This is a genomic window from Stenotrophomonas sp., assembly GCF_032056425.1.
Taxonomy (GTDB): Bacteria; Pseudomonadota; Gammaproteobacteria; order Xanthomonadales; family Xanthomonadaceae; genus Stenotrophomonas.
Genome location: NZ_DAMBCN010000015.1, coordinates 57,170 through 84,161 on the forward strand (window position 1 = coordinate 57,170; position 26,992 = coordinate 84,161).

Sequence of the window (26,992 nt, forward strand, 5' to 3'; positions counted from 1 at the left end):
TCTCTCCTGGCCGGAGATGGAAGCAGAACGGCGCCCCTCGGGGCGCCGTTCTTTTTTGCCGGAACCGGGGTCGGATCCCTTCGCAACGCGAAGGGCTCTGACCCCGGCTTTTTCAGCGTCTCGCCGCCCGCATCGCCCGCACGTTCTCGCCGACGAACAACACCAGCCCGGCCCAGATCACCGCAAAGCCGATCACCTTGCCGGTATCGAACGCTTCGTGGAAGAAGAACACGCCCAGCAGCAGCTGCAGGCTCGGCGCGATGTACTGCAGGATGCCGACCAGTGACAGCGGAATACGCTTCACCCCGTAGGCGAAGCCGATCAACGGCACCGCCGTGACCACCCCGCCAAAGATCAGCAGCAGGTCGTTGCGCCAGCCCCAGCCGTGGAAGAACGCACCGCCGTGGCCGTTCTCGGCCCAGATCGCAAAGCCCAGCGCCGGCAGGAACAGATACAGGCTTTCCACCCCCAGCCCGGCCACCGGATCGACCGACACCAGCTTGCGCAACAGCCCGTACAGCCCGAACGAACAGGCCAGGCCCAGCGCGATCCACGGCGGCGTGCCCGCATCGATGGTCAGCCAGGCCACGCCTACCGCAGCCATGCCCACCGCCACCCACTGCAGGCGGCGCAGCCGTTCCTTCAGCACCAGCACGCCCAGCAGCACGTTCACCAGCGGGTTGATGAAGTAGCCCAGGCTGGTTTCGATCACATGCCCGGCGTTCACCGCCCAGATGTACAGGCCCCAGTTGAAGGCAATGGTCAGGCTGGACACGGCCAGGATCGGCAGCGCGCGTGGCTGCGCGGCGATCTTCCGCCACCAGCCCAGCCGTGCGCTCAGCAGCAGCCAGGCCACCACCAGCACGGTGGACCAGATGATGCGGTGGGCGATGATCTGGAACGACGGCACCTCGTTGAGCAGGTGCCAATACACCGGCACCAGCCCCCACAGCACGAAGGTGGAGGCGGTAACCAATAGGCCGCGGCGTTGTTCTTTCTCGTCCATGCTCACGTGTTCATGCTCATTTCTTTCGGGTCCGGGCCATGGTCAGCACCACTACGCCCAGCAGGATGACCGCCATGGCCAGGAAATCACGCCAGCCGAAGCGCTCGCCATTCAATGCCGCGCCCAGCAGCACCGCGATCACCGGGTTCACGTAGGCGTAGCTGCCGGCCAGCGCCGGGCGCACGTTGTGCAGCAGCCACACATAGGCGGTGAAGGCCACGATGGAGCCGAACACGCACAGGTAGGCCATCGCCAGCAGGCCACCGGTATCGGGCAGCGTGTTCGGGCGCTCGCCCACGGCCAGGCCGATCAGCACCAGCAGCACGCCGCCGCACACCATCTGTCCGGCGGCGGTCATGAACGGGCCGGGCAGATCCAGCCCGCGCGCCCAGACCGAACCGAACGCCCAGCCGATGGGCGCGATCAGCAGCAGCACCAGCCCCGTCGGTGAAGCCGTCAGGCTGCTGCCCGCGTTCAGCCACACCACGCCAACGAAGCCCACCGCGATGCCCAGCCACTCGCCGCGGCTGGCGTGCTGGCCACGCAGCGCGGAAAACAGCGCCATCCACAGCGGCACCGAGGCCACCGCAGTGGCGGCCAGGCCCGACGACACCTCACGCTCGGCCAGCACCACCATGCCGTTGCCCAGCACCAGCATGGTCACGCCCATGATGACCAGATTGCGCCACTGCCGCAGGGTCGGCCGGGGCAGCTTCCAGAACACCCGCAGGGCCAGGTACATCAACCCACCGGCAATGATGAAGCGGCTGCCGGAGACCATGGTGAGCGGCAGCGCGCCGCCGTGCAGGGCCTTGGCAATGCCCAGGTAAGTGGACCCCCAGACCACGTAGACCAGCAGCAACGCCAACGCAACAAGGCCACCCCGGGGGGCAGCCGCAGAAGAAACAGGGGGAGCCGACATGACGCACCAGAAAGCCGGGGGAAGCCGGATTCTAGAGGGTTCGGCTGCGTTACGTACGACGATCTAGCTATGGCCCCTTCCTCCTCCTGCTGTCACCCTGTGCGGTCCCCATGCCCTGCCCGCCCCTTCCGGCACCTGGCGTTGACATGGGATGCAGTACCCAGGAGGCTGACCGCCAGCGCCCCGCGCGCGGCTGGCACCGATCTTTCCCGCACGGAAGCGCCGCATCGAGGATCCCCAACCGGATGAGCACCACGTCCCATTCCGCTGTCCCCAGCACCGACGGCGCCGCGCTGCGCCGGTCGATCTCCAATACCCTCAAAGGCTCCGCCGGCAACCTGGTGGAGTGGTATGACGTCTACGTGTACTCGGTGTTCGCCGTGTACTTCGAATCGCAGTTCTTCTCGCCCGAAGACAAGAACTCCACCCTGTACGTGTGGGCGATCTTCGCCGCCACGTTCCTGATGCGCCCCATCGGTGCCTGGTTCTTCGGCCGCTTCGCCGATCGCCATGGCCGTCGCCTGGCGCTCACCGTGTCGGTCACCCTGATGGCCGTCTGCTCGTTCCTGATCGCCATCACCCCCACCGCGGCCAGCATCGGCATCTGGGCGGCGATCATCCTGCTGTTCGCGCGCCTGCTGCAGGGCTTCGCCACCGGTGGTGAGTACGGCGCCAGCGCCACCTACATGTCCGAGGCCGCCATTCCCGGCCGCCGCGGCTTCCTGTCCTCGTTCCACTACGTCACCCTGGTCGGTGGCCATGTGCTGGCCCAGCTCACCCTGTTCCTGATGCTGAGCGTCTGGGGCAAGCCGGAAATCTCCGAGTTCGGCTGGCGCATCGCCTTCGGCATCGGCGGTATCGCTGCCGTGGTGGTCTTCTGGCTGCGCCGTGGCATGGACGAGACGATGGAAGAATCGTCGATCGAGGCCGCGCGCGAAGGCAAGGCGAAGAAGTCCGGTTCCATGTACGAACTGTTCGTGCACCAGTGGCGCCCGCTGCTGCTGTGCTTCCTGATCACCGCCGGCGGCACCATTGCCTTCTACACCTACTCGGTGAACGGCCCGAAGATGATCCAGAGCGCGTTCGCCGCCGACGACCCGATGACCGCCACCCTGGTCAATCTGGGCGTGCTGACGTTCCTGATGGTGCTGCAGCCGGTCGGCGGCTGGCTGTCGGACATCATCGGCCGCAAGAGCCTGCTGGTGTTCTTCGGGGTGGGCGGCGTGCTGTACAGCTGGTACCTGATCACCCAGCTGCCGCATCAGCACGATGCCACCCTCGCCTTCCTGACCCTGGCGCTGGGCTTCGTCATCCTCACCGGCTACACCTCCATCAACGCCGTGGTGAAGGCCGAACTGTTCCCCGCCCATGTGCGTGCACTTGGCGTGGGCCTGGGCTACGCGCTGGCCAATTCGCTGTTCGGTGGCACCGCGCCGCTGCTGTACCAGGGCGCGCTGAAGACCGGCCACGTGGATTGGTTCGCCATCTACGTAACCGCCACGATCGCGGTATCGTTGGTGGTCTATGTCTTCTTCCTCACCAACAAGGGCCCGAACTGGCTCGACGGCACCCGCAAGTAACGGTGCGGTTCTGATGGCAGCCACCGGCGCAATGCCGGTGGCTGCTGCGTCTCCGGCGTCGCCGCTGATGTGGATCGCGGCGGCGCTTGCCGCAGCCACGGCACTGGCCTGGCTGCTGCGCCGCCCCAGCGCGCAGGCTTCATGGCCGCGCATCGGCTTCGGGGTAGCGCTACTGGTGTTCGCTGCCGCGCTGGTGCTGCAACTGGCGGTCGACCTGGGCAGTGGCCACAGCTCCCTGGCGATCAGCAGCAACCCGCGCGGCCAGGTGCTGCACCCGGTGGGCCTGCGCACGATGGTGGTGTGCTATCTGGCCGCGCTTGCCGCCAGCGGCTGGGGCGCATGGAAGCTGCTGCGCCGGCGCCGATGAGCACGGCTGGGTAGAGTCGACTGACAGTCGACTCTACCTCCGTCGTCGTACCGGATTGCCGGCCAGCGGCCGGCACTACCCTCAACGGCGGGCCGCTTCGCTCTTGTCGCGGGCGCCTCGGAACTCCGAGGCTTCTTCCCAGGTCGGCCAGCGGCGGCTGTTGGCCAGCTCGGCGCCCAGGTCGTACACCAGCAAGGTGTCGGCGGCATGGCCGGCCGGGTCCCAGCTGGGGGTCCAGGCATCACAGGCCTGGTGGTAGCAATCGGCAAAGTACTTCTCGCGCAGCGCGCGGCCGGCTTCCACGCCGCCTTCCAGCTTGTCCAGGCCCGGGCCGATGGTGATGGCCGGCACGCCCAGGCGGGCGAAGGCGAAGTGGTCAGCGCGGTAGAAGAAGCCGGCTTCAAGATTGGGGTCCGGGCTGTAGCTGCGGCCACGGGCCTTGGCGACGCGCTCCAGATCTCCTTCCAGCGACACGCGGCCCTTGCCCCACGAGGCAATGTCGCGAGTGGCACCGTCGGGGCTAAACATTTCGATGTTCAGCACGGCGGCGGTCTTTTCCAGCGGTGCCAGTGGGTGGGCCGCGTAGTAGCTGGCGCCCAGCAGGCCCTTTTCTTCAGCGGTCAGGGCCACGAAGAACAGCGTGCGCTGCGGCTGCGGGCCGGCCGCGAACACCCGGCCCAGTTCCAGCACGGTGGCCACGCCGGTGGCGTTGTCGATCGCACCACGGCGGATGCGGTCGCCCGTGGCGTCAGGCTGGCCGATGCCGAAGGCATCCCAGTGCGCCGAGAAGATCACCGCTTCATCGCCATGCTCGCCACCGGGCAGCTTGGCCACGACGTTGCGGGTGACCACCTGCTCGCGCTTCAGTGCGAACTCCGTGCTCAGCCGCGCGTTGTCCAGCAGCACCGGGCGGAAATCGGCCTGCATGGCCTTGCGCTTCTCGGCGTCGAAATCCAGGCCGGCATCGGCGAAGATCGCCTCGGCCAGCGAACGCTGCATCCAGCCGCGCAGCGGCGTGTGCTGGGCCATCGCCTCGGCGTTGCTGCGCTCGATGTCGAACAGCGGCGAGGTGCCCGAACTCTTCACCGTGGCCCAGCCGTAGGCGGCCGGCGCGGTCTCGTGCACGATCAGCACGCCTTCGGCGCCACGGCGCGCGGCTTCCTCGAACTTGTAGGTCCAGCGGCCGTAGTAGGTCACCGCCTTGCCGTCGAACGCGCCCGGCGCATCGGCCTCGAAGTCGGCATCGTTGATCAGCACCACGGCGATCTTGCCGTGCAGGTCCACGTCCTTGTAGTCGTTCCAGTGGCGTTCCGGGGCATCAATGCCATAGCCGACGAACACCAGAGGCGCATTCTTGATCTGCACGCGCTTGCGCGGCTGCAGGCTCTGCAGGGTTACGTCCTCACCGTTCACCAGCGCACGCGTACCGCCCTTCAGCGCCAGGCTGGCCTTGGCCGCGCCTTCCAGCTGCGCACGCACCAGCGGCACCGGCTGCACCCAGCTGCCATCGGCGCCACCGGGTTGCAGGCCATAGCTGCGGAACTGTTCGATCAGGTACTGCACGGTGCGCTCTTCGCCGGGCGTGGCCGGGGCGCGGCCTTCGAACTCGTCCGAGGCCAGCACACGCACGTGGCGCGACAGCGCCTGCGGATCGATGCCGCCACCGGGCAGGTCGTTGGCTGCATGGGCCAGGCCCCCGACGAACAGGCAGGACGACAGCAGCAACACGCGCATCGGATTCACGGCAATACCACGGCAGGAAGGGGGATGCCCCCCAGTGTAGCGTGACAGTGCGATGACGGCGTGCGTTGCGTTCAGCGACGCACGCGGTCCAGCCAGCAGGCCAGGCCCTGCGCGTTCAATTCGATATCCATGGCCAGCACCTCGGCCACCGCAGCCTGGTCCAGCGCGCAGCCATGCGCCTGCGCGCGTTCCAGGTACAACGCCTGCAATGCCGCCAGCAGGCAGCGATGGCGATCGGGCCGGCCGTCGCATTGGCGGCCGATGGTGGCCATGGCATCGATCTGCTCGATCAGGTCTGCGGCCAGCGTCGGCACCTGCTGCACCCGCCCGTAGTGGGTCAGGTACATCGCCTGCGGGTGGTAGCCCAGCATGCGCTGGATCGACGCCTTCATCGCCTCGGGGTCGAACTGCACAGGCGAGGACGTGGGGAAGATGAAGGCGCCTTTCGCGCTGTCCAGTTCGCGGTAGGAAATGCCGAAGGTATCGCCGGTGAACCAGCTGCGGCTGCGCGCATCCCACACGCAGTAGTGGTGCAGGGCATGGCCGGGAGTGTGCAGCAGCAGCAGTTCGCGGCCGGCCAGATCGATGCGGTGGCCATCGTCGGCCACCACCACGCGGTGTTCGGCGATGGGCTCGATGCAGCCATAGCTGCGTGCAATTTCCTCGGCACCGTACACCGCGGTGGCGCCGGCAATCAGCCGGGTGGGATCGATCATGTGCGGTGCACCGCGCGGGTGCAGCACGGCACGGGCGTTGGGCAGCTGCTGCATCAGCAGACCGGCGCCACCGGCGTGGTCCAGGTGCACGTGGGTCAGCAGCAGCCAGTCCACCGCTTCCGGGCCCAGGCCGGCATCGGCCAGTGCCTGCAGCATCGCAGGTACCGACAGGCCGGTACCGCAATCGACGAAGGCGGCACGACCGTTTTCCACGATCAGGTAGGCGGCATCGAACTGCGCCCGCTGGAATCCGGTATCGATGGTGTGGATGCTGGGGTCGGCGGTCATCGGCACGCACCTGGCAGATGGCGGAACAGACGCCCATGGTAGGCCGCCGCAGGGGACCGGTTCGATGCGGCTTTGGTCGGAGACTGCACCGGTAGAGTCGAGCTTGCTCGACTGCTCTTCTGACCGGGCAACGGCAGTCGAGCGAGCTCGACTCTACAAACGGCAACGGCAACAGCAGTCGAGCGAGCTCGACTCTACGAACGGCAACGGCAGTCGACCCACGGTCGACGCTACCTTTCCAGGCACCTGGGCCGCAGCAGCAGTGCCAGCACCAGTACCGCAAGGAAGGCGCCGTAGGCGTACAGCACGGCCAGCACCTGCGCCCAGATGGGGCCGGCACCGGCCTGCACCAGGCCGATATGGTGGCCCCACAGCATGGCCAGAATGCTCAGCAGGAAGGCCAGCACCAGGCTGGCGCTGTCGAACACGCGCCGCCGCAGGCTGCGCGGCTGGCGCGGGAACAGCCAGAACAGGCTGCCCAGCAGCAGGAACCATGGCAGGAACAGCAGCAGCGACAACCAGGCCATTGCAGACTCCCCCTATCTTTGCACGTGGTACGTAGCGTCGAGCGTGCTCGACGGCCCTTTTGTAGAGTCGAGCCATGCTCGACTGGCGGATCAACAGCAGTCGAGCAAGCTCGACTCTACAAGGGCCACTTTATTCGGCGCGCAGCGCCGCCAGTGCGGCCAGCACGGCCTCTACGTCGGCTTCCAGCTTGAACAGCTCGCTCTGCAGCGCGTCGCCCTGCTCAGCCTGCTTAAGCACGGCAATCAGCTGGCCGGCATCGCGCGGCGAGTCGAAGCCTTCGCTCTGGATCAGCAGCGTGCCGTCACCGGCGGTCAGCTTGAAGTAGAAACGGCCGTCCTTTTCACGGTACTGCTTGAACAGCGGCGGTGCCACGCGGGACACGCCGGCATCTTCGCTGGCGATGTCGCCGGCGCTGGACAGATCGCGCAGGCCGACAGCGTGGCGAAGTTCGTCCAACAGCGGGATGGCCAGTTGTTCGCGCAGCTGCTGGCCGCGGCGCTTCAGCAGCGCTTCGATCTTTTCCGGCTCGGCCATCAGCGCGTTGTAACGCTCACGCAGCGGCGACAGTTCGCTGTCGATGCGCTCGAACAACTGCTGCTTGGCATCGCCCCAGCTGATACCCTCGGCAAAGGCCTGGGCAAACGCGGCAGTCTGCTCGGCGGTGGCGAAGGCCTGGTACATCTGGAACAGCGCCGAACCTTCGGTGTCCTTCGGTTCGCCCGGTGCGCGCGAATCGGTCAGGATCGAGAACACCAGCTTCTTCAGCTCTTCGCGCGGGGCGAACAGCGGAATGGTGTTGTGGTAGCTCTTGCTCATCTTGCGGCCGTCCAGACCGGCCAGGGTGGCCACCTGTTCGTCGATCACCACCTCGGGCAGCGGGAAGTACTCCTTGCCGTACACGTGATTGAAGCGCTGGGCGAAATCGCGCGCCATTTCGATGTGCTGGATCTGGTCGCGGCCGACCGGCACCTGGTGGGCCTTGAAGATCAGGATGTCCGCGGCCATCAGCACCGGGTACATGAACAGACCAGCGCTGACGCCAGCATCTTCATCCACGCCTTCCTCGCGGTTCTTGTCCACTGCGGCCTTGTAGGCATGGGCACGGTTGAGGATGCCCTTGCTGGCGATGGCGGTCAGGAACCACATCAGTTCGGTGGTTTCGCGGATATCGCTCTGCCGGTAGAACCACACGTGTTCCGGGTCCAGGCCGCAGGCCAGCCAGCTGGCGGCGATTTCCAGGGTCGCGCGCTGGGTGCGCTGCGGGTCCTGGGCCTTGATCAGGCTGTGCAGGTCGGCCAGGAAGAAGAAGCTTTCGATATCCGGCGCGCGGCTGGCGGCGATCGCCGGGCGGATGGCGCCAACGTAATTGCCCAGGTGGGGCGTGCCGGAGGGGGTGATGCCGGTAAGGACTCGGGTCGTCATGACTGCGTGCGGAAACCTTCGATGAACGGGGCCAGTTTACCGCGTGCCGGGCCAACCCCGTCGTGGCTGGCCACGCGTTTGTTCACTCGAGCCCACCGGAGACCTGCCATGAAGCGCCTGCTGCCCCTGCTGCTGATCCTGCCCCTGGCCGGCTTCCGGCCCGCCCCGCCACCGTCGGCCCCCTACCCGCAACAGCCAGTGCGCATGGTGCTGGTGGACCGCGACCGCGATACCGAACTGCGCAGCTACGCCGCCGATGGCCAGCGCTGGGTGGCGGGGGAACGCGGCCACCGCTATGCCGTTCGCCTGTACAACGACAGCCCACGGCGGGTGCTGGTGGTGCTGTCGGTGGATGGCATCAATGCCATCTCCGGCGAGGATGCCGACCCGTCGCAGACCGGCTATGTGCTCAATCCGGGCCAGAGTGCCGACATCACCGGCTGGCGCAAGAGCCAGGATGAGGTGGCCCAGTTCGTCTTCAGCAGCCCCGGCGGCAGCTACGCCAGCCGCACCGGTCGGCCGGACAACATCGGGGTGGTCGGCATGGCGGTGTTCGAAGAGGCCTACCGCTGGCGCCCCAGCCCGCGGCCGCCGTTGCGCCATGTGCCGCTGCCGGCCCCCGCCGCACCCGCCGCACCCGCCGCTGCAGCCGAATCGGCAGCGGCCGATGCCACCGCCAGCCGCATGGAACGCAGCACGTCCAGCAAGGCGCGCAGCCAAGCACCGGCACTGGGCACAGGCCATGGCGAGCGCGAGTATTCGCAGGCCCGCGACACCCAGTTCGAGCGTGCCAGCCGCACGCCCGCCCAGGTGGTGCAGCTGCGCTACGACAGTGCCCGCAACCTGCGCGCACGCGGCATCCGCCTGGATGCACCGTCGCGCCTGCCACAGGAACCGCAGGCCTTTCCCAACCGCTACGTGCCCGATCCGCCGACGCGCTGAGCGCACACAGCACGACGCCCGCACCATAGCGGTACGGGCGTCGGGCTGCGGGGGACGCTCAGGGCTATGAGCGCGGGACTTACCTGAAGTCCGGATAATCCTTGCGCACGCTGTCCGAGAACTCGCTGACTTCCTTCTCGGCACGGTCCTTCGCCCAGCCATAGCGTTCCTGCAGACGGCCGGCCAGATACTCAGCGTTGCCCTCTGCCACATCGAAATCATCGTTGGTCAGATCGCCCCACTTGGCCTGGGCCTTGCCCTTCAGCTGCGACCACTTGCCGGAAATGATGTCTTTGTTCATTGCTGGAATCCTTGGTTGCAACGGCGTTCTTACCGTGGCTCCAGCTTCGCGCACTGCCCGTTGAACAGCGGTCAACCCGCCATGAAAAGCATGCTCACCTGCTTGAATGGTTCACTACCCAGCGCCGTGCATGATGCCTGCACGCGCGCACGAAAAAGGCCGGGACATGCCCGGCCTTTCCGTGTGTCGCACCACCGCGGGCTCAGTTGCCCTTGGCGGCATCCTCGACCTTTTCGCCAGCCTTCTGCACATCCTTGCCGGCGCCGGCAACGGTATTGCAGCCGGACAGCATGGCCACCGAGAACATCGACAACAGCATCAGGGCAACTACACGCTTCATGAGCTTCTCCTTGGGTTGGCCGCTACACCGCGCACATCGCGGGTCGGATTCTGTCGGTTGGCGGCGGTACCCGAAGGCACCGCCGTCGCTTGACGTGCAATCTGGCGGCAACGGCGTGGAGCGGGTGTGAACGGCGCAACGGGCCATTCAGACTGCGGCAGGCAGGCTCAGTCCCGCATCAGGGTGGATTTGCCGAACAAGCTCTCCACCAGGTCCACGGCCAGCTCGGCGGTGGTGTTGTGGTTGTCCAGCAGCGGGTTCAGTTCCACGATGTCCAGCGAGCCCATACGGCCGCTGTCGGCAATCATTTCCATCACCAGCTGCGCCTCGCGGTAGTTCACCCCACCCGGCACGGTGGTACCCACGCCGGGGGCAATGCTGGGGTCCAGGAAATCCACGTCGAAGCTGACATGCAGATGGGTGTTTTCATCGACACCCGCCAGCGCCGCTTCCACCGTGCGCTTCATGCCGTTCTCATCGATGTAACGCATGTCGTACACATCGACGCGGTGGGTCTTGATCAGGCGCTTTTCGTCCGGGTCCACCGAGCGGATGCCGATCTGGTGCACCTGGGTGGGGGCGATGGCCGGGGCGCTGCCGCCCAGCCGGGTCAGTTCGTCCGGGCCCAGACCGCAAAGACAGGCCACCGGCATGCCGTGGATGTTGCCCGACGGGGTGACATCGCTGGTGTTGAAATCCGAATGCGCATCCAGCCACAGCACGCGCAGGGTCTTGCCCTGCTCGCGGCACCAGCGCGCCACGGCGGTGATCGAACCGATGCCCAGGCAGTGGTCGCCGCCCAGCATGATCGGCATGCGCCCGGCCTGCAGTTCGGCGTAGCTGGCGTCCATCAGCGCGCGGTTCCAGGCCACCACTTCATCCAGGTGGCGGTAGCCGGCCACCGGTGCGGTCCACGGATTGCGCGGACCGTCCAGGTTGCCCAGGTCGCGCACGTCCACGCCACGCGCGGCCAGCGCCTCCGGCAGGCCCGCCACGCGCAGGGCTTCCGGCCCCAGCCGCGCCCCGCGATGACCCGCGCCCACGTCGGTGGGTACGCCGATGAGGGTGACGGAAATGGGATGGGCCATGGGTGCCTCCTGCGAGCGAAAAAGAAGCCCAGTCTAGCCAGAGGCGTGTGACACCACTCGCGGCGGTGCAGCAGGAGCACGTGCCACCGACTGCTGCCGTGCATCACTTTCTCGGCCTGACGCGTTTGCAGGGACCTTAGGCGTGACGGGGCGATGACGCATATGACTCTATACCCGCCCAGCAATCGCTGCGAACAATCCCCTCGCTATCGCCATTTACCGGTTCACCAGGCACCAGGCCGGTACACCCGCCGTCCCCGCACAGTGTGCCCTGTGTGGGACATGCATCCATACAACCGGCGGAACACTCGCCCGCCGGAACATTCAATCTGCTCAGGGCGTGGAGGTCTCTATTGTCAAACACCTACTCATACCTCGCAGTAGTCGCCGCCGCGTCCATCGCAGTCGTTACGTTGGCAATCGTCTAAAAGCCGTTCCACAAGAGCACATCGGCGGGCAACGTGCAGCACAACGCCCCGGCACCCGCCCCCCAACTCCAGCAGCAGGGCAGCGAGATCCCGAAGCACAATGCAGCAGCGTCTCAGATCGCGCTGGGCCGCAGGGCATTCCGAATTGAAATGACGCAATCCGATTTCCACGGCGATGCCGTGCAGTTCATCGAGGATCAGTTGGAAAATTCGAAAGCAGGGGATGCGCAGGCGAGCTACCTGATACATTCGCGGGTTTCCAGCTGCAAGCAGGCGCTCGACCCGGGCGATGACAGCGAGTACAGGGCATATGCGTCAATTGGCCTCGGCGCGAACTTCTCGAAGCGAATTGAACAGGAAATCGAGAACTGCCAGACCCTCGCTGCGAGGCAGGACATCCTTGCGGTGAACTGGCTCGCGTTGGCCGCCGCACAGGGGTCGATTGAAGCTCGGCTCGTGTACGCGCAGAACCCACAGGCCGCCATTGGCACGTTGCGTGACGTCCTTTCAGACCCGGAAAAGCTGGTCGAGTATCGCCGCAACGTAGTGGACTACCTGAAGGATTCCGCGTCGCAGGGCAACGTGGATTCCATTGAAGCCCTCGCCACTATCTACGAGAGGGGAATTGTCGCCACAAGATCCAGGGAGAAGAGCCTTGCCTACTGGATGGCCTTGCATCGCGCGAACCCCAATGACTATTCCAGGGAGTCGGTAAAGAGATTGTCCATGGGTATGGACGTGGATCAGTTTGGTCGCTCACAGGAGCTATCCAGAGCCATCTACCGCTCGTGCTGTGACTGACCGGCTGAGCTCACAAACTTTCAGTTGAGATTCCAGAATGAACAGAGTGAAGAGCAAGACGCTCCTGACGCTTGCAGCCGTCGTGGTGGTGGGGGCGGCGCTACCGCTCGCCTATGCCACTTGGCCAATCGGCGGGTCATCAAGTGTGTTCGGCCCCGTTTCCTGCGCGGACTGCGGCGGACAAACCCCCATCCCGGATGGCGCCACGAAGGCGTTTCTGATCAGGTACACACAAGTAACAAACCGGAACAACCGGGGGACCTTCAGAGAATCAGTCCAACCTGGCTCCAAGATCATTGTATGCAGCAATTCGTACTGCGTTACGTACCAGATGACGGACAGCATCGACTGGAATGGAACCTCGCGTGAGCCGATCGCGAACACGTCCCCGGCAGCTGGTGGTACAGGATCAGGAGGTGGGTCAGGAGCAGGTCAAGGCGGTGGCGGGAGGGGCGGCTCACCCGTCGGCGGCGGCTGCCATGGAAGCTGCGGCGGAGGCAGTGGCAACGTCACCGTTGGCCCTCTCAATCCGCCGAAGACCAAGAACCCCACCCGGGAGAATTGACCCTCAGCACTTTTGCGGTGATCCATAGGCAAGAATCACCGCTCGTCAGGGCAGTATTCATCAATGGAGATAACTGTCACCGCCTCTCGAATTTCATACAGCACACTACGTTACGGTTCCAGCTCTCGGTCAGAGCTCGCTGATCAGCGACGGCGCACCGGCGTCAGGCTCTGCACCTGCCCGTTGTTGCGCAGCATGCACAGGAAGCGGCCATCGGAATAATCGATGATCAGTTCCTGGTAATCGCTGCCCACCGGCACCTGGGTGACCAGCGTGCCCTGGTCGCCCTTGCGCGCATTGCACGATTCCAGCGCAGTATCGCCAGCGGGTGCGGCGCGGGGCGCGCTGGAGGTGTTGCGGAACACGGCGCGGCAGCCGCCACTTACCCATACCGACTGCCGCGACAGGCCCCAGTTCACGCCCTGCTCGCAGCGGGTGCGGCTGAGCTGACGGCTCACTTCCACGGCGCCACGGGTGTTCATGTCGCACGACACCTGGCGCTGGTCGGTGGATTCGCAGGTGACCTCGTTGGGCAATGCGGCATCGCCGTCGGTGTCGTGCCGGTGCGCGGGCGACGGCGGCGGTGCTGCCGCGCTGTCGCTGACCTGGCAGATGCCGTTGACCCCATTGCGGCCGGTGTAGCTGACCTGCGGCGTGCCATCGTCGCCGGTGCTGATGGACACCGTCAGCCCGCTCTGCGCATCACGCGCTTCGGCGTAGCGGTCATTCACGTGCTTCAGGGTGGTCTGCCGCCCCTGCACGTAGACCGGCCCGCCTGCGTCGGCGTGCACGTCGATGCCGCCCGGACAGCGCGCATTGAGGAACGGCACGGCGGCCAGCGCAGGAGTCGTGAGCGCAGTACCCAGCACAGCGACAACGAGAGGCAACGTCCTACGAGGCATGGTCGATTCCCGGGTTGGCCCGGAGCGGGCAGATGGCGCGAGTATGCAATTCGGTCGGGGGCACAGGCGTGATGCGTGCGTGAACGCTGTTCTTCGGCCCGGCGGCAACGTGCAGTGGCGTAGCGCCGCCCGGATGCGGCACTCACTGCGGGGGCGTCACCGAATCCGGGTCGTGCAGGCTGCGCAGCTTCTTCTTGTTGATCTTGCCCACACTGGTGCGCTCCAGGGCTGCCACGAAGCGCACCCGTTCGGGAATCGCATAGCGGGAAATGTCGCCGCTGCGGCTGCGCGCGGCCACCAGTTCGATGATCTCCGCTTCGCTGACCTCGCCGCCGGCCTGCCGCACCACCAACGGCAGCGGCCGCTCACCCCACTTCGCATCGGCAATGCCGATCACCGCCACCTCGATCACCGCCGGGCGCAGCGCGATGATGTCTTCCAGCGCCAGCGACGAGATCCACTCACCGCCGGTCTTGATCACATCCTTGATGCGGTCGGTCACCCGCAGGTAGCCACCGTTGTCGATGTTGCCGATGTCACCGGTATGCAGGTAGCCGCCCGCCCACAGCGCCGCCGATGCCTCGGGGTTGTGCAGGTAGCCCTGGGTCAGCCACGGCGCGCGCACCACCACCTCGCCGGTGGCGTTGCCGTCGTGGACAACGTCCTGCATCTTTGAATCCACGATCCTCAGCTCGACCAGCGGCACGGGAATGCCCGCCTTGGTGCGCAGTGACAGCTCCTGATCCGCATCGGCCACTGCGTCGGGGTCGATCTGCGCCAGGGTCAGCAGCGGACACGTTTCGGACATGCCGTAGCCGCCGAACACATCGATGCCGCGCGCCAGCGCCTGCTGGGCCAGCGCACGCGGCAGCGCCGCACCGCCGATTATCACCTTCCAGCCGCGCAGGTCAGCCTGCGCTGCATCCGCGTGCTCCAGCAGCATGTGCAGGATGGTCGGCACGCAATGCGAGAAGGTCACCTGTTCGCGGGCGATCAGCTGCAGCAGCCGTGCCGACAGGTAGCGCCCCGGGTAGACCTGCTTGATGCCCATCAGGGTGGCCACATAGGGCACGCCCCAGGCGTGCACATGGAACATGGGCGTGATCGGCATGTAGACATCGTCACGATGCAGGCGCCCCTGGCCGGCGGCACTGCCCAGCGCGGCGATGGCCGCCAGTGAATGCAGCACCAGTTGCCGGTGGCTGAAGCACACCCCTTGGGAAGGCCGGTGGTGCCGGTGGTGTAGAACACGGTGGCGCGCGTGTTCTCGTCGAAATCGGGGAAGCAGGTGACCGGCGTGGCCGCGCGTAGACCGGCTTTATATTCGGTGGCGAACCCGGCCGGCAGCGCGCCGTCCTCGTCATCCAGCAGGATGCGCGTGTGCAGGTCCGGCAGTTGTTCGTGCAGCGCGTCCAGCAACGGCAGGAAATCGCGGTTGGCCAGGATCACCCGCGCCCCGCTGTGGTTCAGCGTGTAGGCAATCTGTTCCGGTGCCAGGCGGATGTTCACCATCATCAGCACTGCGCCCAGCATCGGCACGGCGAAGTAACTTTCCAGGTAGCGGTTGCTGTCCCAGTCCATCACTGCCACGGTATCGCCCGGCTTCACGCCCAGCGACGTCAGCAGGCCGGCCAGTTGACCGATGCGCGCCTGCGCGTACCAGGTGTGGGTGCCTGCCGGCTACCAGGCCGGCCAGTCGCTGCCCCTGCTGCTGGTGCTGCACGGCTGCGTGACCGGGCCCAACCTGATGGGCGAGGCGTCGGGTTTCAACGAGGTGGCTGACAGCGAAGGCTTCATCGTGGTGTACCCGCGGCAGAACATCACCGCCAACGGCGGGCGCTGCTGGAACTGGCAGTTGCCGGTGCACCAGGCACGCGGCAGCGGCGAGGCGTCGATCCTGGCCGGCATTGTGGACGCGGTGAAATCCGCTTACAGCGTCGATCTGCGACGGGTCTACGTGACCGGCATCTCCGCTGGCGGGGCGATGACCTCGATCATGCTGGCCTGCTATTCGGATGTGTTCGCCGCCGGTGCGGTACGTGCCGGTGGCATGTACAAGGGCGCGACTACGGTATCGGGCAGTGCCTATGCGCTGCTGGCCGGCAGCATCTACTCCCCGGACAGCAACGGGCGACTGGCGTGGCAGTGTTCGGGATCGCCGTCGCCACGACCGCTGCCGGTGCTGGTGTTCCATGGCAGCGCCGATACCACGGTGAACCCGGTGAACGGCCAACAGGCGGTACGCCAGTTCCTGCAGACCAACGATCTGGCCGACGACGGCCTGGACAACGATTCGGTGGGCACCGCGCCGACCAGCATCCTCAATGGGCAGGTGCCGGGCGGGCATGCCTATACGGTCTACAGCTACCAGTACGGCGGCCGCACCCTGGTGCAGCACTACGTGGTGCAGGGCATGGGGCATGCGTGGAGCGGCAGCACCTCGGGCCTGCCGTTCACCGACCCGCAGGGACCGGACGCGACGCTGATTACCTGGCTGTTCCTGAGGGATCAGCAGCGTTGATGAGGCCGGGAGTGGTGCCGCTTATCCGAATCGAACGGATGACCTACTGTTTACAAGACAGTTGCTCTACCAACTGAGCTAAAGCGGCATGGGTGCTGCGTGCCGTGGGGCGCGGTGGATTCTAACGCAGTCGCGCCCTTGCCTGCGAATTGGGGTTCAAGACGGCCAGCGACCATCTTGCCCACGCGTCTCAGTCGGCAAAAACCCTCAACACCGTCAAACACTTGACGGTAGTAACAGGCGAAACCATTAAGCCACTGTTTGGCCGGATGAAAGCGTTTACGTGCTAGATTTCACACTTTACGACGTAACCGCTTGACTTCGTTGTTTCGCATGGATCGCACAGGTGGTCCGCAGGGGAGATGACCGTGCAGCGCAGTACGATCCACCAGCTGGTCCGCCCGCAGGGCGAAGCGCCTGCTGCCAGCTCGATGTATGACGTGACCGCCATCGAGGCGGTATTCGCGCAGGCGCGTGAGCGCGAAAGCAGCCTGAGCCTGCTGATGTTGTCCACCGCCGATGGCCGTGCCATTGCCGAGGCGTCAAGTCTGGATGCCGATGGTCGCCGCATCGCGGCCATGGCCAATTCATTCCTGACGCTCGGCGAGACCGTCTCGCGGGAGCTCAAGCTCAGCGACGCCGACTACGCCACCATCTGCACCCGCATGGGCAATGTGGTGCTCATCCGCATCTGTGCGGCCCGGCCGATGACGCTGACCGCCGTTGGCCGCCCCGAACTGAATCTGGCCGTGCTGCTGTTCCACGCGCGCGAATGTGCGCAGCGGCTGCTGCCGGTGCTGGACGCCCGCACGGCCTGACTGCCCCTGTATGACCTCGTCTGCGCAGGCCAGCCTGCGCTGTTTCCGTGTGCTTTCCCTGGAACTCAAAAGGATTTTCATGCCCAGCTTCACCCTGGAAAAACTCAACGGCATCGCCGGTTTCGTCGGCGCCGCACTGGTCGACAGCGACAGCGGCATGGCCCTGGCCATGCTTGGCGGCGGCAACATCAATCTTGAGCTGGCCGCTGCCGGCAACACCGAAGTGGTGCGTGCCAAGCGCCGCGTGGCCGAGTCGTTGGGCCTGTCCGACAGCATCGAGGACGTGCTGATCACCCTGACCAGCCAGTACCACCTGATCCGCCCGCTGGAAAGCAACCCGCTGCTGTTCCTGTACGTGGTTCTGGATCGCAGCAAGTCCAACCTGGCCATGGCCCGCCACGAACTGAAATCGGTCGAAAAGACCCTCGATTTCAGCTGATTGCTGCCCTCCGTGGGGCGCTGCGCGGCAGTGCCCCACCCTGCGCCCCTTCCCCATGAACACTCCTATCCGCTCGTTCCAGGTGGCTGTTGCAGGCCTGGATCTGCTGCACCACACCCGTCTGAAGCTGGCCTGTTCATTGCTGCTCTCCGAGCGCATGGACGTTGCCGTGCGTGCGTGGGACGGTACCCCGGCCGACGTGGTGGTCGTACATGTGGACCACGCCGACAGCCGCAGCGTGCTGGCCGATGCGAACGCGGCCGGCATGGCCACGCTGCGCGTGTCGCGGCGCGCGCAGCAGGCACTGGATGGCCTGCTGCCGCACGGCGCCACCGTGCGCGATTTCAACCGGCAGGTGCGCCACCTTCTGGGTGCGGCAGCTGCCACGCCCATGCATGAAGCCCGCAGCGACGCCGGCACCGCGGCCACGCCGCTGCTGCTGCAGCTGGCCGACGCCTCCGGCCCGGCGCAGCTGCACCTGCTGCAACGCGGTGCCATGTGGCTGCTGCTGGATACCCACACCCGCAGCATTGCGCTGCCAGCACACATCACCCTGGCCGATGTCTGCGCACAACTGGATGCCACCTCGTGGTCGGCGCAGGTGATGGATCCGGCCGATTTCCAGCACCAGTACGCCTACCGGCTGCCGCAGCGGCAATCGCTGGAAGCGCTGTACTTCGCCCTGGCCCAGCACCGCCCGGCGCTGCTGCCGTCAGCACCGGCCTCGCTGCAGCTGCGCCACTGGCCCGATCTGACGGCCGCAGAGGTGCCCAATGCCTGGTTGCCGGCCATCGCCCGCCTGCATGCCGGGGCGTACACAGTGGATACGCTGGCACCGCATTGTCGGCTGCCGCGTGCCACGATGGTCTCCCTTTTCTCGGCCGCGTCCGCCTGCGGACTGGCGTTGTCCCCGGAGTCTGCCTTGCCTTCTGTCAGCTCGCGCGCCCCCGGCGCAGGCCGCGCCACCGCTGGCGAAACGCCCTTCCTGCTGCGCCTGGCGCGTCGTTTCGGGCTGGGTCTGTCGCGAGGACACGCCGCATGAACCTGCCCGCCAACAAGCTGGTGTTCGTGGGCGTGATGGGGGCAGGCAAGACCACCGCGGTGCGCGCCATTTCCGATGTGGAACCGGTCAGCACGGAAATGCCGCTGAGTGAACACAGCAGCGCCGACAAGACCGAAACCACCGTTGCCATGGATTACAGTTCCATCGCACTGGATGATGGCGAACTGCTGCATGTCTATGGCGTGCCCGGTCAGCGCTACCTGGATTTCATGTGGCCGCTGGTGGCCGATGGCGCGCTGGGCGTAGTGGTGCTGGTCAGTGCAGGAACGCCCGACGCGGTGCAGACCACGCTTGGCCTGCTGCAGGATTTCGCGCGCATCGCACCGCAGGCCAGCCTGGCCGTGGGCGTCACCCGCACCGATGATCATCCCGGCTTCCTGCTGCCGGAATTCCGCGATGCACTGTTCGCGGCGGGCATGCACCTGCCGGTACTGCGCGTGGATGCACGCTCAGCCACGCAGGTGACATTCCTGGTGAAGGCGCTCCTGTCCTACCGCCTCGCCCAGCAGCGCCAGGCCGATTAGCGCAGTCGCGTGCAGTCCAGCGAGCGTTGCTGTGCGGCGGCGCTGCGCTGCTGCACCTGGCCCGGCTCGCTGCCGCTGGCCAACTGCCCTTCCAGCCACCACTGCCCGGCTTCGCCACTGGCCACCAGGCGCGGCTGGAAGCCGGCGGCCTGCACGGCGGCCATGCGGCGTTCGGCGCCTTCACGGTTGCGGTACTGGCCCAGGGCAATCGCATTGGCCTCTTCGCCCTGGCTGATGATGTAGTAGTCGCTCAATCCGGCCGCGACAATGCGCTTGACGGTGGCCTGCGCGTCATCGCGGCTTGCCGCGGCTGGCAGCAGCACGCGGTAACGGGCACTGCCGCTGGCGGCCGGCTGCTCACGCAGGCGGGCGGATGCCAGCAGGGAACCAGCGCGGCCCTGCGCGGCCACGGCGGCGGCGCGGTCGGCAAACGGGCCCAGCGCGATGCAGCGCGGCGGCGTGGCCGGCTTTTCAGGCGCAGGCTTTTCCGGCGCGGGGGTTTCGGCGACCGGCGGGGTCGGTGCGGCGGGCTTGGCCACGGCGGTCAGCGGCGCGGCAGCGGTTGGCTGCGGCGCGGCGGTGGGCGTGGGCGCAGCAGCCGGTGCGTCGGCAGGCGCCAGCGCGGCGCCCGGCGCGGTTTCGCGCGCTACCAGCGCTTCGGTCGGCGCGGCAGCGGTCTGCGCCAGGGCGGACGCATCCGTACCGCCGGGCAGCCAGCGCAGTTCGGCCACGCCGCTGGGCGGCGTTGGCGCAGGTGCGCGCGTGGGTTCGGTTCGCAGCAGCCACCAGCTGGCGACCCCCAGGTTGAGGATGGCCAGTACGACAATCAGGGCACGGGTCAGCATGCGCCGATACTAGCGTGCAGCCGGGTGCACCGCCCAGCGGGCCAGGCCATCGAGCACCAGCGACGGGTGGTAGTCGGCGCCCGGCAGCAACGGCATCAACGCTGGTGCGCCGCCGCCATGCACCAGCAGCGCTGGCGGCGCGCCCAGCAGCGTCTGCGCCTGCTGCACGCTTCGCTCTATCAGCGCCACGGCCGCACCATCGCAGCCCGAGGCCAGCGCATCGGCGGTGTCATTGGCGAATTCGCTGTACTCGCCACCACTGGCCGGCAACTGCACGGCACGCGTGTGCAGGGCTTCGCGCATGGTGGTGGGCGATGCGGAAATACGCCCACCGTGGTGCTGGCCGTTGCCATCCAGCAGATCCAGGGTAAGTGCGGTGCCTACGCCGACCACCAGTACCGGGCGCTGCGCGGTGGCCGCTGCCAGCAGGGCCAGGAAGCGGTCCACGCCGAACTTTTCCGGCTTCGCATAGGCAATGCGCACGCCCGCACATTCGCCCGTGGTACGCACCACGCGCACCTGTTCGAAACGGCGCTGCAACTGGTCCAGCATCGCGGCGGTAAGCGACGGTGCGGCCACGCTGGCAACGAAGGCGACGCGGCCGCTGGGCAGGCTGTGCTCGGGCTGCGCGGCCATGCCTTCGGCACCATGCGCCCACGCCTGCACATCGCCGGCACGGTTGCCCTGCAGTGGTGCGAATTTGAAACGCGAATTTCCCAGATCGAACAACCAATCGCTCATGCCGCCCTCACGCTTACTTCGCCGGCGTGCAGCAGGCGCTCGCGGCCATCGATGCGCACGCGCAGCGCGCCGTCATCGGCCAGGCCCAGCGCTGTACCGTGCTGCCATTGGCCGTCCAGTTCCACGCGCACGTCCTGGCCGGCCAGCATGTCCAGCGCGGCGTAACGCGGCAGGAACGGGGCCAGGCCGTCGCGGTCGAAGGTTTCCAGCGCCGGCAGCAGGCGCGCCAGCACGGCGGCCACCACCTGGTTGCGGTCCACCGCCGTGCCGGCCAGCGTGTCCAGGTCCACCCACGGCTGGGTGATCTGATCACCGAACGCGGGCGGCATATGCACGTTGATGCCGATGCCGATGACCGCGCGCGCCGGGCCCGCATACTCGCCGCCGCCCTCGGCCAGCAGGCCCACCAGCTTGCGGCCGTCCACCAGCACGTCGTTGGGCCATTTCAGCCGCGCCTGGGTGAAGCCCAGATCGTGCAGCGCCTCGGCCACGGCCACGCCGGCCACCAGGCTCAGCCCGGCAAGACGGCCCAGGCCACCTTCGAACAGGCGCAGCACCGACAGGTAGACATGGGCGGCCAACGGCGAGGCCCAGCTGCGGCCGCGACGACCCCTGCCACCGGTCTGGCGCTCGGCCAGAAAAACGCAAACGCCGCGCTGCGGCGCGCTGCACCGCAGCAATTCGGCATTGGTGGAGTCCACGGTCCAGGCCACCTGCAGGTCGTGCAGCAGGGCCTGGGCATCGGCCGGCAGGTTGCCGCGGATCGCCTGCGGGTCAAGCAGCTCCAGTGCCCGGGTCAGGCCGTAGCCCTCGCCCGCACGGCCCTGGATATCCACACCAGCGGCCCTAAGTCCTTGAATCCGCTTCCAAATGGCGGCCCGGGTCTGGCCCAGCTCACGGGCCAGGGCATCGCCGGACAGGCGACCGGCAGCGAGTTTGGCCAGCAGTTGGCGATCGTCCACGGCAGTTTCCGTCAGGTCAGGCAGGAATTATGCGGGAAAGGCCGGGCAGGCGCCCGCCGGGGGGCTTCCACGGCGGGGCCGGGTTCGGGCTATGATCGGGAACTCACCTCCCCTTAACGTGGATGTCGTCAATGCGCCGTTATGCCCATTGCCTGATCCTGCTGACGATGCCCTTTGCGGCGTCGGCCACGGCAGCGCTCGATGACAGCCGCGGCGCCTGTGTGTATTCGGCCGGGGATGCCGCTTCGCAGCGCGCGCCCAGCGCCGCGCCCACCAGTGCAGCGGCCAAGCCGGCGCCGGTACGCCCTGCGGCCAGCACCACCAGCGGCGGTGGCGGCGATGACGATGTGCTGCCGCGCATCCGCGCACCGAAGTGGCACAGCTACCTGCCGGGCATGTTCCGCTGATCAGGTCGTTGTTGCAGTGGCTGCGGCCCACGCCGCGGCCGATCGAAGACATCCATTGGGATGATGCCTGCCAGCATGCGGCGTGGCTGCGCGGCCTGGATGAGGGGCGCCGCGCGCGCCTGCGCGTACTGGCCACGCGCTTCCTGCACGAAAAGACCCTGACCCCGGTGGGCGACCTGCAGCTGCAGGTGGCCGACGGCGTGCTGCTTGCGGCGCTGTGCTGCCTGCCGCTGCTGGAATTCGGCGAAGTGGGGCTGCAGGGCTGGTCGCAGCTGATCATCTATCCCGACGCGTTCCGCGTGCACCGCAGCCACATGGATGCGGCCGGCGTGCTGCACGAGTGGGATGACGAGCTGATTGGGGAAGCATGGGACAGCGGTCCGCTGATCCTGTCGTGGGCCGATGTGCAGGCCGATCTGGCCGCGCCGCACGATGGCTTCTGCGTGGCCGTGCACGAGATGGTGCACAAGCTGGATGCATTGGATGGCGCGATGGATGGCACCCCGCCGCTGCCGCGTGCATGGCAGCGCGAATGGGCGGCCACGTTCCAGCAGTCCTATGACGCCTTCTGCGCGCAGGTGGATGCGGGTGTGGAAACGTTGATCGACCCGTATGCGGCCGAGGCCCCGGAAGAGTTCTTCGCGGTGGCCAGTGAGTACCATTTCTCCGCGCCGGATCTGTTGGCCGAGGCATTGCCCGAGGTCGCTGCGCATCTGCGGCGGTTGTATGGCCCGCCGCCGGCAATGGTCGGTTGATTCATCCGTACGCCGGGCATGGCCTGGCGCTACCTGGGGGACACGTCGAGCGGTAGCGCCGGGCCGTGCCCGGCAGATCGGATTGCCGGATCGTTACGGGCCCGGCGGCAGGCGTACTTCGAAGCGGGCGCCGCCCAGTTCGCTGGAGCGGACCACCAGCAGTTCGCCGCGGTAGTCCTTGATCAGGTCCTGCACGATCGACAGGCCGATGCCATGGCCCTGCACACGCTCGTCGCCGCGCACGCCACGCTGCAGCACCTTGCCGATGTCATCCGGGGCGATGCCCGGGCCATCATCGTCCACCGCCAGCACCAGGCCGGCGCGGCGCGCGTTCGGCGCCGGCAACGGCTGGGCAGTCAGCAGCACGCGGCGCTTGGCCCACTTGAAGGCGTTTTCCAGCAGATTGCCCAACAGTTCCTGCAGGTCGCCCGGCTCGCCGTGGAAGCGCGCGGCCGGGTCGATGTCGAATTCGCACAGCACGCCCTTCGACGCGTAGACCTTTTCCAGGCCACGCACGATTTCCTCGGCGTTGGGTTCGATCGGCAGTGGCGCGGAGAACAGCTTGTGGCCTGACGAGGCGGCACGCGCCAGCTGGTACGACACCAGGTTGTTCATGCGCTGCAGCTGTACGTCCAGCTCCTCGCGCAGCGCGCCGTCACCGGCACCGCTGTCCATCTGCGTGCGCAGCACGGCAATGGGCGTCTTCAGGCTGTGCGCCAGGTCGGCCAGGGTGTTGCGCTGGCGCTCCAGGTTCTCGCGTTCGCTTTCAATGAAGGCGTTGATGCTGTCGGTCAGCGGCTCAAGCTCGCGCGGGTGGCGCTCGCTCATGCGCTCGGTTTCGCCGCGCTGCACCTTGGTCAGCTCGGTGATCACCCGCCGCAACGGGCGCAGGCTCCACTGCAGGATGACCGTCTGCAGCAGCAGCAGGATCAGGCCGATGCCGCCCAGGTAAAACCAGACGCGGCTGCGGAACACGCGCAGCTGCGCACCCAGCGCGCGCGAGTCTTCCATCACGTAGATGGTGTACGGGAATTCGGTGGCCGGGTCGGCGTCGGCGTCCCACACCAGGCCCAGGCCATAGCGGTACACCGAGCCCTGGCTGCCGTCGATCTGGATCATCGGCAGCGGGCCTTCGAACACTTCCTGGCGCGGCGCCAGCAGGCCACCGCCCACGGTGGGCAGCATGGGGCCTTCGGCGGACATGGAATTACCCTTGCCGTCGGGCATCACCACCTGCAGGTAGAGGCCGCTGCCGGGCACGTCGAAACGCGGATCCGGCGGCTGTTCGCGGATATACAGCGAACGGTCGCGGGTGAAGTCGATGCCGGCCGCATAGGCGGTGGCGTAGTTCTTCAGGCGCTCACGCAGGTTCGCCTTCGCCGTATCGGCGAAGGCGGCGTCGAGCGCGTAACCGGCCAGGGCCAGGAACGCGACCAGGCCCACGGACGCGGCAAACGTCTGGCGCGCCTGCAGTGAGCGCGGCCGCCAGCGTCGGAAGAACCACAGACGGCCGGACATCATTCAATCGCCAGGGTAAGCCGGCTCAGCCCTCGTTGCGCGGAATCGCGAAACGGTAGCCGCGGCCACGCACGGTCTCGATCGGCTTCAGTTCGCCGTCCGGGTCCAGCTTCTTGCGCAGGCGGCCGATGAAAACTTCCAGCACGTTGGAGTCGCGGTCGAAATCCTGCTGGTAGATGTGCTCGGTGAGGTCGGCCTTGGAGACCAGTTCACCGGCATGCATCATCAGGTATTCCAGCACCTTGTACTCGTAGCTGGTCAGGTCCACGTTGCTGCCGCTCACGCTGACCGTCTGTGCGGCCAGATCCAGGGCCACCGGGCCGCATTCCAGGGTGGGCTTGCTCCAGCCAGCGGCGCGGCGCAGCAGCGCGTTGACGCGGGCCAGCAGCTCTTCCACATGGAACGGCTTGACCAGGTAATCGTCGGCGCCCTGCTTCAGGCCTTCGACCTTGTCCTGCCAGCTGGAACGGGCGGTCAGGATCAGGACCGGAAACTTCTTGCCTTCATCGCGCAGGGCCTTGATCAGCTCCATGCCCGACATCTTGGGCAGGCCCAGGTCGATGATGCCGACGTCGAACGGCACTTCGCGGCCCATGTAGAGGCCTTCTTCGCCGTCCTGTGCTGCATCGACGGCAAAACCTTCGCGCTTGAGCCGGGCTGCCAGGGTCTCACGCAGCGGGGCTTCGTCTTCGACCAGAAGGATACGCATGAACTCTCCCTAGTGTGCTGGGTGTGGCCCGCAGGCCTGTGGGTACGGGGTGATGCGGCAACTATCCCTGTTCAGGGGTTATCGCCGCGTAGTGATGACATATCCGACCGCGGCGTGCGCGGCTGTGAACGTGCCGGGGCGGGGTCGTCCATGTAGCGGACCCGTCCCCGGTCGTCCATGTATTTCACCCGGTTGATGTCACGACCATCGAACGGGACCCGCTCGGCGCCCAGGATGTGGCCGCCGGTGGTGCGCTGCACCCGACGCACCGCGTCGGACAGCGAACGTTCGTCACCGCGGCCGCCGCGATCACTGCGTTCCATCATCTCCGCGCGCCCCTGGTCGCCGCGCGGCGGCTGCTGTGCCAGCGCTGACGACAGCGGCGCAACGGCCAGCGCCACGCAGGTGGCGAGGGCAAGACGGCGATGGAGGGAAGCGGAAGACATCGAAGCGATCCTAGCCGAGCGCGGCAATTTGTTCAAAAGTCGTAAATCCGGGGATCGGGCGCCAAGCCTGACCTTTACAAATCTTTTGCAAATTCTTGGTTTTGCGCAGTGAATCCGGTCTGAACTTTTCCGGCCCCGCCTCGGCTTCATTCATCTAAGTGAACATTCGGGACGAATCGACTGCGCTTGTCAAGTCAGGAATGTGACTGATATCACGCCGCGGCGCGGTCGGCCTCGCGTTCGGTCACCGCCAGCGCCTGCTCGATCAGCGTCCAGTCGGCGCCGGGGCGATGGGCGCCCTCGCTCAGCACCTGGCGGAACGCGCGGCCACCGGGCTGCCCATGGAACAGGCCCAGCAGGTGGCGGGTGATGTGCTTCAGCGCCAGGCCTTCGTCCAGGCGCGCCTGCACGTAGGGGCGCAGCGCGCGCAGCAGTTCGCCACGCGGGCGCAGCGGGGCGCCGGTGTGCAGCGCCTCCAGCTGATGCAGCAGGTAGGGGTCGTGGTAGGCCGCCCGGCCCAGCATCACGCCATCGACGTGCGCGGCCTGGGCCTGCACCGCCTCCACCGTCGCAAGGCCGCCGTTGATGACCACCGGCAGCGCCGGGCGCTCCTGCTTGAGGCGGTACGCCCAGTCGTACTTCAGCGGCGGCACTTCGCGGTTTTCCTTCGGCGAAAGGCCCTTCAACCAGGCGTTGCGCGCGTGCACCACGACCATGTCCGCGCCGGCCTGCACCTGGCGATCGACGAACGAAGCGAAGACGTCGTAGTCGCTGTCGTCGTCCACACCCAGCCGGCACTTCACCGTCACCGGAATGTCCACCGCCGCGACCATGGCCGCCACGCACTCGGCCACCAGCGCCGGTTCGCGCATCAGGCACGCGCCAAAGCGGCCGGCCTGTACGCGGTCGGACGGGCAGCCGCAGTTGAGGTTCACTTCGTCGTAGCCCCAGTCGGCGGCAATGCGCGCGGCCTGCGCCAGCAGGGCCGGATCGCTGCCGCCCAGCTGGAGCGCGAGCGGGTGCTCGCTGCCGTCGAAGCCGAGCAGGCGCTCGCGGTCACCGTGGATGACCGCGTTGGCGTGCACCATTTCCGTGTACAGCCGGGCGCCGGGCGCCAGCGCGCGGTGGAACACGCGGCAATGACGGTCAGTCCAATCCATCATGGGGGCAACGGACAGGCGCAGGGAATCGGCGTAACGGGCAGTAGCGGACGTCATCGGGGCATTGATCGTGGGGCTGGCATTGCCAGTGAGATCAATAGTTTACACCGCACGGCTGAATGGCGTCGGGCGCACGGCGCGGCCG

General features: G+C 66.9%; 29 protein-coding genes, 1 tRNA gene and 1 pseudogene. 11 read left to right on the forward strand and 20 right to left on the reverse strand.

All coding sequences use genetic code 11. The annotated features are described in order from the left end of the window. Window positions 1-112: 112 nt before the first annotated feature. Together rarD and yedA are read right to left on the reverse strand one after the other, a co-directional pair. Entirely contained in the window at window positions 113-1,012 is a 900-nt protein-coding gene (rarD, locus tag RTY46_RS11485) for an EamA family transporter RarD (RefSeq protein ID WP_312708485.1), read from the reverse strand. Between the two features lie 10 nt (window positions 1,013-1,022). After that, entirely contained in the window at window positions 1,023-1,928 is a 906-nt protein-coding gene (gene yedA / locus RTY46_RS11490; protein WP_312708486.1) for a drug/metabolite exporter YedA, read from the reverse strand. A 245-nt stretch (window positions 1,929-2,173) separates the two neighbouring features. Here yedA and RTY46_RS11495 point away from each other — a divergent pair, with 245 nt between their 5' ends. Both RTY46_RS11495 and RTY46_RS11500 read left to right on the forward strand, forming a co-directional pair. After that, the gene (locus RTY46_RS11495) at window positions 2,174-3,508 is read left to right on the forward strand and encodes an MFS transporter (protein ID WP_312708487.1); all 1,335 of its coding nucleotides are present in this window, start codon (window positions 2,174-2,176) and stop codon (window positions 3,506-3,508) included. A gap of 67 nt (window positions 3,509-3,575) precedes the next feature. Further along, entirely contained in the window at window positions 3,576-3,875 is a 300-nt protein-coding gene (locus RTY46_RS11500; protein WP_312708529.1) for a hypothetical protein, read from the forward strand. A gap of 81 nt (window positions 3,876-3,956) precedes the next feature. Here the strand turns inward: RTY46_RS11500 and RTY46_RS11505 are convergent, their stop codons facing one another. The 4 genes from RTY46_RS11505 to RTY46_RS11520 all read right to left on the reverse strand — a co-directional run bounded on the left by RTY46_RS11505 (window position 3,957) and on the right by RTY46_RS11520 (window position 8,572). Next, entirely contained in the window at window positions 3,957-5,609 is a 1,653-nt protein-coding gene (locus RTY46_RS11505; protein WP_312708530.1) for a M28 family metallopeptidase, read from the reverse strand. An 80-nt stretch (window positions 5,610-5,689) separates the two neighbouring features. Further along, window positions 5,690-6,622, reverse strand: a complete 933-nt coding sequence (locus RTY46_RS11510; protein WP_312708488.1) for an MBL fold metallo-hydrolase — start codon at window positions 6,620-6,622, stop codon at window positions 5,690-5,692. A 230-nt stretch (window positions 6,623-6,852) separates the two neighbouring features. Then, a complete protein-coding gene (locus RTY46_RS11515; RefSeq protein WP_312708490.1) occupies window positions 6,853-7,149 on the reverse strand; it encodes a hypothetical protein in 297 nt (98 codons plus the stop codon). 130 nt (window positions 7,150-7,279) lie between these two features. Then, window positions 7,280-8,572 carry a tryptophan--tRNA ligase gene (locus tag RTY46_RS11520; RefSeq protein WP_312708491.1) on the reverse strand — a complete coding sequence of 431 codons (1,293 nt, stop codon included), beginning with the start codon at window positions 8,570-8,572 and terminating at the stop codon, window positions 7,280-7,282. A gap of 108 nt (window positions 8,573-8,680) precedes the next feature. On the opposite strand from RTY46_RS11520, the gene RTY46_RS11525 reads away from it, so the two are divergent. Continuing rightward, window positions 8,681-9,514, forward strand: coding sequence for a hypothetical protein (locus RTY46_RS11525; protein ID WP_312708493.1), 834 nt, complete (start codon window positions 8,681-8,683; stop codon window positions 9,512-9,514). A gap of 79 nt (window positions 9,515-9,593) precedes the next feature. On the opposite strand, the gene RTY46_RS11530 is transcribed toward RTY46_RS11525, so the two are convergent. From RTY46_RS11530 to rocF, 3 genes are all read right to left on the reverse strand, one after another. Beyond that, window positions 9,594-9,815, reverse strand: a complete 222-nt coding sequence (locus RTY46_RS11530) for a CsbD family protein (protein WP_108748166.1) — start codon at window positions 9,813-9,815, stop codon at window positions 9,594-9,596. A gap of 202 nt (window positions 9,816-10,017) precedes the next feature. Further along, on the reverse strand, window positions 10,018-10,155 hold the full coding sequence (locus tag RTY46_RS11535; RefSeq protein ID WP_108748165.1) for an entericidin A/B family lipoprotein: 138 nt from the start codon (window positions 10,153-10,155) through the stop codon (window positions 10,018-10,020). Between the two features lie 167 nt (window positions 10,156-10,322). Further along, entirely contained in the window at window positions 10,323-11,243 is a 921-nt protein-coding gene (rocF, locus tag RTY46_RS11540) for an arginase (protein WP_312708494.1), read from the reverse strand. 461 nt (window positions 11,244-11,704) lie between these two features. On the opposite strand from rocF, the gene RTY46_RS11545 reads away from it, so the two are divergent. Next, window positions 11,705-12,472: a hypothetical protein gene (locus RTY46_RS11545; protein WP_312708495.1), complete on the forward strand. Its 768-nt coding sequence runs from the start codon at window positions 11,705-11,707 to the stop codon at window positions 12,470-12,472. Window positions 12,473-13,180: 708 nt separating this feature from the next. Here the strand turns inward: RTY46_RS11545 and RTY46_RS11550 are convergent. Next, a complete protein-coding gene (locus RTY46_RS11550) occupies window positions 13,181-13,939 on the reverse strand; it encodes a DUF3011 domain-containing protein (protein WP_312708497.1) in 759 nt (252 codons plus the stop codon). Window positions 13,940-14,081: 142 nt separating this feature from the next. Further along, window positions 14,082-15,592 (reverse strand): annotated as a pseudogene (locus RTY46_RS11555) (fatty acid--CoA ligase); the annotation flags it as partial. On the opposite strand from RTY46_RS11555, the gene RTY46_RS11560 reads away from it, so the two are divergent. Next, on the forward strand, window positions 15,582-16,460 hold the full coding sequence (locus RTY46_RS11560; protein WP_312708498.1) for a PHB depolymerase family esterase: 879 nt from the start codon (window positions 15,582-15,584) through the stop codon (window positions 16,458-16,460). The pseudogene RTY46_RS11555 and the gene RTY46_RS11560 sit on opposite strands and share 11 nt — an antisense overlap. A gap of 12 nt (window positions 16,461-16,472) precedes the next feature. Here RTY46_RS11560 and RTY46_RS11565 read toward each other — a convergent pair. Next, a tRNA-Thr gene (locus RTY46_RS11565) sits at window positions 16,473-16,548 on the reverse strand. Between the two features lie 280 nt (window positions 16,549-16,828). Between RTY46_RS11565 and RTY46_RS11570 the strand changes: the two genes are divergently transcribed. The 4 genes from RTY46_RS11570 to RTY46_RS11585 all read left to right on the forward strand — a co-directional run bounded on the left by RTY46_RS11570 (window position 16,829) and on the right by RTY46_RS11585 (window position 19,304). Continuing rightward, complete coding sequence (locus RTY46_RS11570; RefSeq protein WP_312708499.1) at window positions 16,829-17,278, forward strand: roadblock/LC7 domain-containing protein; 450 nt, start codon at window positions 16,829-16,831, stop codon at window positions 17,276-17,278. Between the two features lie 79 nt (window positions 17,279-17,357). Continuing rightward, window positions 17,358-17,717, forward strand: coding sequence for a roadblock/LC7 domain-containing protein (locus RTY46_RS11575; protein ID WP_312708501.1), 360 nt, complete (start codon window positions 17,358-17,360; stop codon window positions 17,715-17,717). Window positions 17,718-17,772: 55 nt separating this feature from the next. After that, window positions 17,773-18,759, forward strand: coding sequence for a hypothetical protein (locus RTY46_RS11580; protein ID WP_312708502.1), 987 nt, complete (start codon window positions 17,773-17,775; stop codon window positions 18,757-18,759). Continuing rightward, window positions 18,756-19,304 carry a GTPase gene (locus RTY46_RS11585; RefSeq protein WP_312708504.1) on the forward strand — a complete coding sequence of 183 codons (549 nt, stop codon included), beginning with the start codon at window positions 18,756-18,758 and terminating at the stop codon, window positions 19,302-19,304. The genes RTY46_RS11580 and RTY46_RS11585 overlap by 4 nt, the downstream gene beginning before the upstream one ends. Here RTY46_RS11585 and RTY46_RS11590 read toward each other — a convergent pair. Genes RTY46_RS11590 through birA form a run of 3 tightly spaced genes read right to left on the reverse strand, consistent with a single transcriptional unit; the run spans window position 19,301 to window position 21,852 of the window. Next, complete coding sequence (locus tag RTY46_RS11590; protein WP_312708505.1) at window positions 19,301-20,149, reverse strand: SPOR domain-containing protein; 849 nt, start codon at window positions 20,147-20,149, stop codon at window positions 19,301-19,303. The two genes, RTY46_RS11585 and RTY46_RS11590, sit on opposite strands and share 4 nt — an antisense overlap. A 9-nt stretch (window positions 20,150-20,158) precedes the next feature. Continuing rightward, the gene (locus tag RTY46_RS11595) at window positions 20,159-20,890 is read right to left on the reverse strand and encodes a type III pantothenate kinase (RefSeq protein WP_312708506.1); all 732 of its coding nucleotides are present in this window, start codon (window positions 20,888-20,890) and stop codon (window positions 20,159-20,161) included. Continuing rightward, entirely contained in the window at window positions 20,887-21,852 is a 966-nt protein-coding gene (birA, locus tag RTY46_RS11600) for a bifunctional biotin--[acetyl-CoA-carboxylase] ligase/biotin operon repressor BirA (RefSeq protein ID WP_312708507.1), read from the reverse strand. The genes RTY46_RS11595 and birA overlap by 4 nt, the downstream gene beginning before the upstream one ends. A gap of 131 nt (window positions 21,853-21,983) precedes the next feature. Here birA and RTY46_RS11605 point away from each other — a divergent pair, with 131 nt between their 5' ends. Both RTY46_RS11605 and RTY46_RS11610 read left to right on the forward strand, forming a co-directional pair. Further along, window positions 21,984-22,259: a hypothetical protein gene (locus RTY46_RS11605; RefSeq protein WP_312708508.1), complete on the forward strand. Its 276-nt coding sequence runs from the start codon at window positions 21,984-21,986 to the stop codon at window positions 22,257-22,259. A gap of 8 nt (window positions 22,260-22,267) precedes the next feature. Beyond that, on the forward strand, window positions 22,268-23,014 hold the full coding sequence (locus RTY46_RS11610; protein ID WP_312708509.1) for a zinc-dependent peptidase: 747 nt from the start codon (window positions 22,268-22,270) through the stop codon (window positions 23,012-23,014). Between the two features lie 93 nt (window positions 23,015-23,107). On the opposite strand, the gene RTY46_RS11615 is transcribed toward RTY46_RS11610, so the two are convergent. From RTY46_RS11615 to dusA, 5 genes are all read right to left on the reverse strand, one after another. Then, window positions 23,108-24,532 carry a sensor histidine kinase gene (locus RTY46_RS11615; protein WP_312708510.1) on the reverse strand — a complete coding sequence of 475 codons (1,425 nt, stop codon included), beginning with the start codon at window positions 24,530-24,532 and terminating at the stop codon, window positions 23,108-23,110. 25 nt (window positions 24,533-24,557) lie between these two features. Continuing rightward, window positions 24,558-25,241 (reverse strand): response regulator transcription factor, encoded by a 684-nt coding sequence (locus RTY46_RS11620; protein ID WP_053520384.1) that lies wholly within the window; start codon window positions 25,239-25,241, stop codon window positions 24,558-24,560. Window positions 25,242-25,312: 71 nt separating this feature from the next. Then, window positions 25,313-25,687: a hypothetical protein gene (locus RTY46_RS11625; protein WP_312708511.1), complete on the reverse strand. Its 375-nt coding sequence runs from the start codon at window positions 25,685-25,687 to the stop codon at window positions 25,313-25,315. Window positions 25,688-25,697: 10 nt separating this feature from the next. After that, window positions 25,698-25,841 carry a hypothetical protein gene (locus tag RTY46_RS11630; protein WP_312708513.1) on the reverse strand — a complete coding sequence of 48 codons (144 nt, stop codon included), beginning with the start codon at window positions 25,839-25,841 and terminating at the stop codon, window positions 25,698-25,700. A 58-nt stretch (window positions 25,842-25,899) separates the two neighbouring features. After that, a complete protein-coding gene (gene dusA / locus RTY46_RS11635) occupies window positions 25,900-26,904 on the reverse strand; it encodes a tRNA dihydrouridine(20/20a) synthase DusA (RefSeq protein WP_312708515.1) in 1,005 nt (334 codons plus the stop codon). Between the last annotated feature and the right edge of the window lie 88 nt (window positions 26,905-26,992).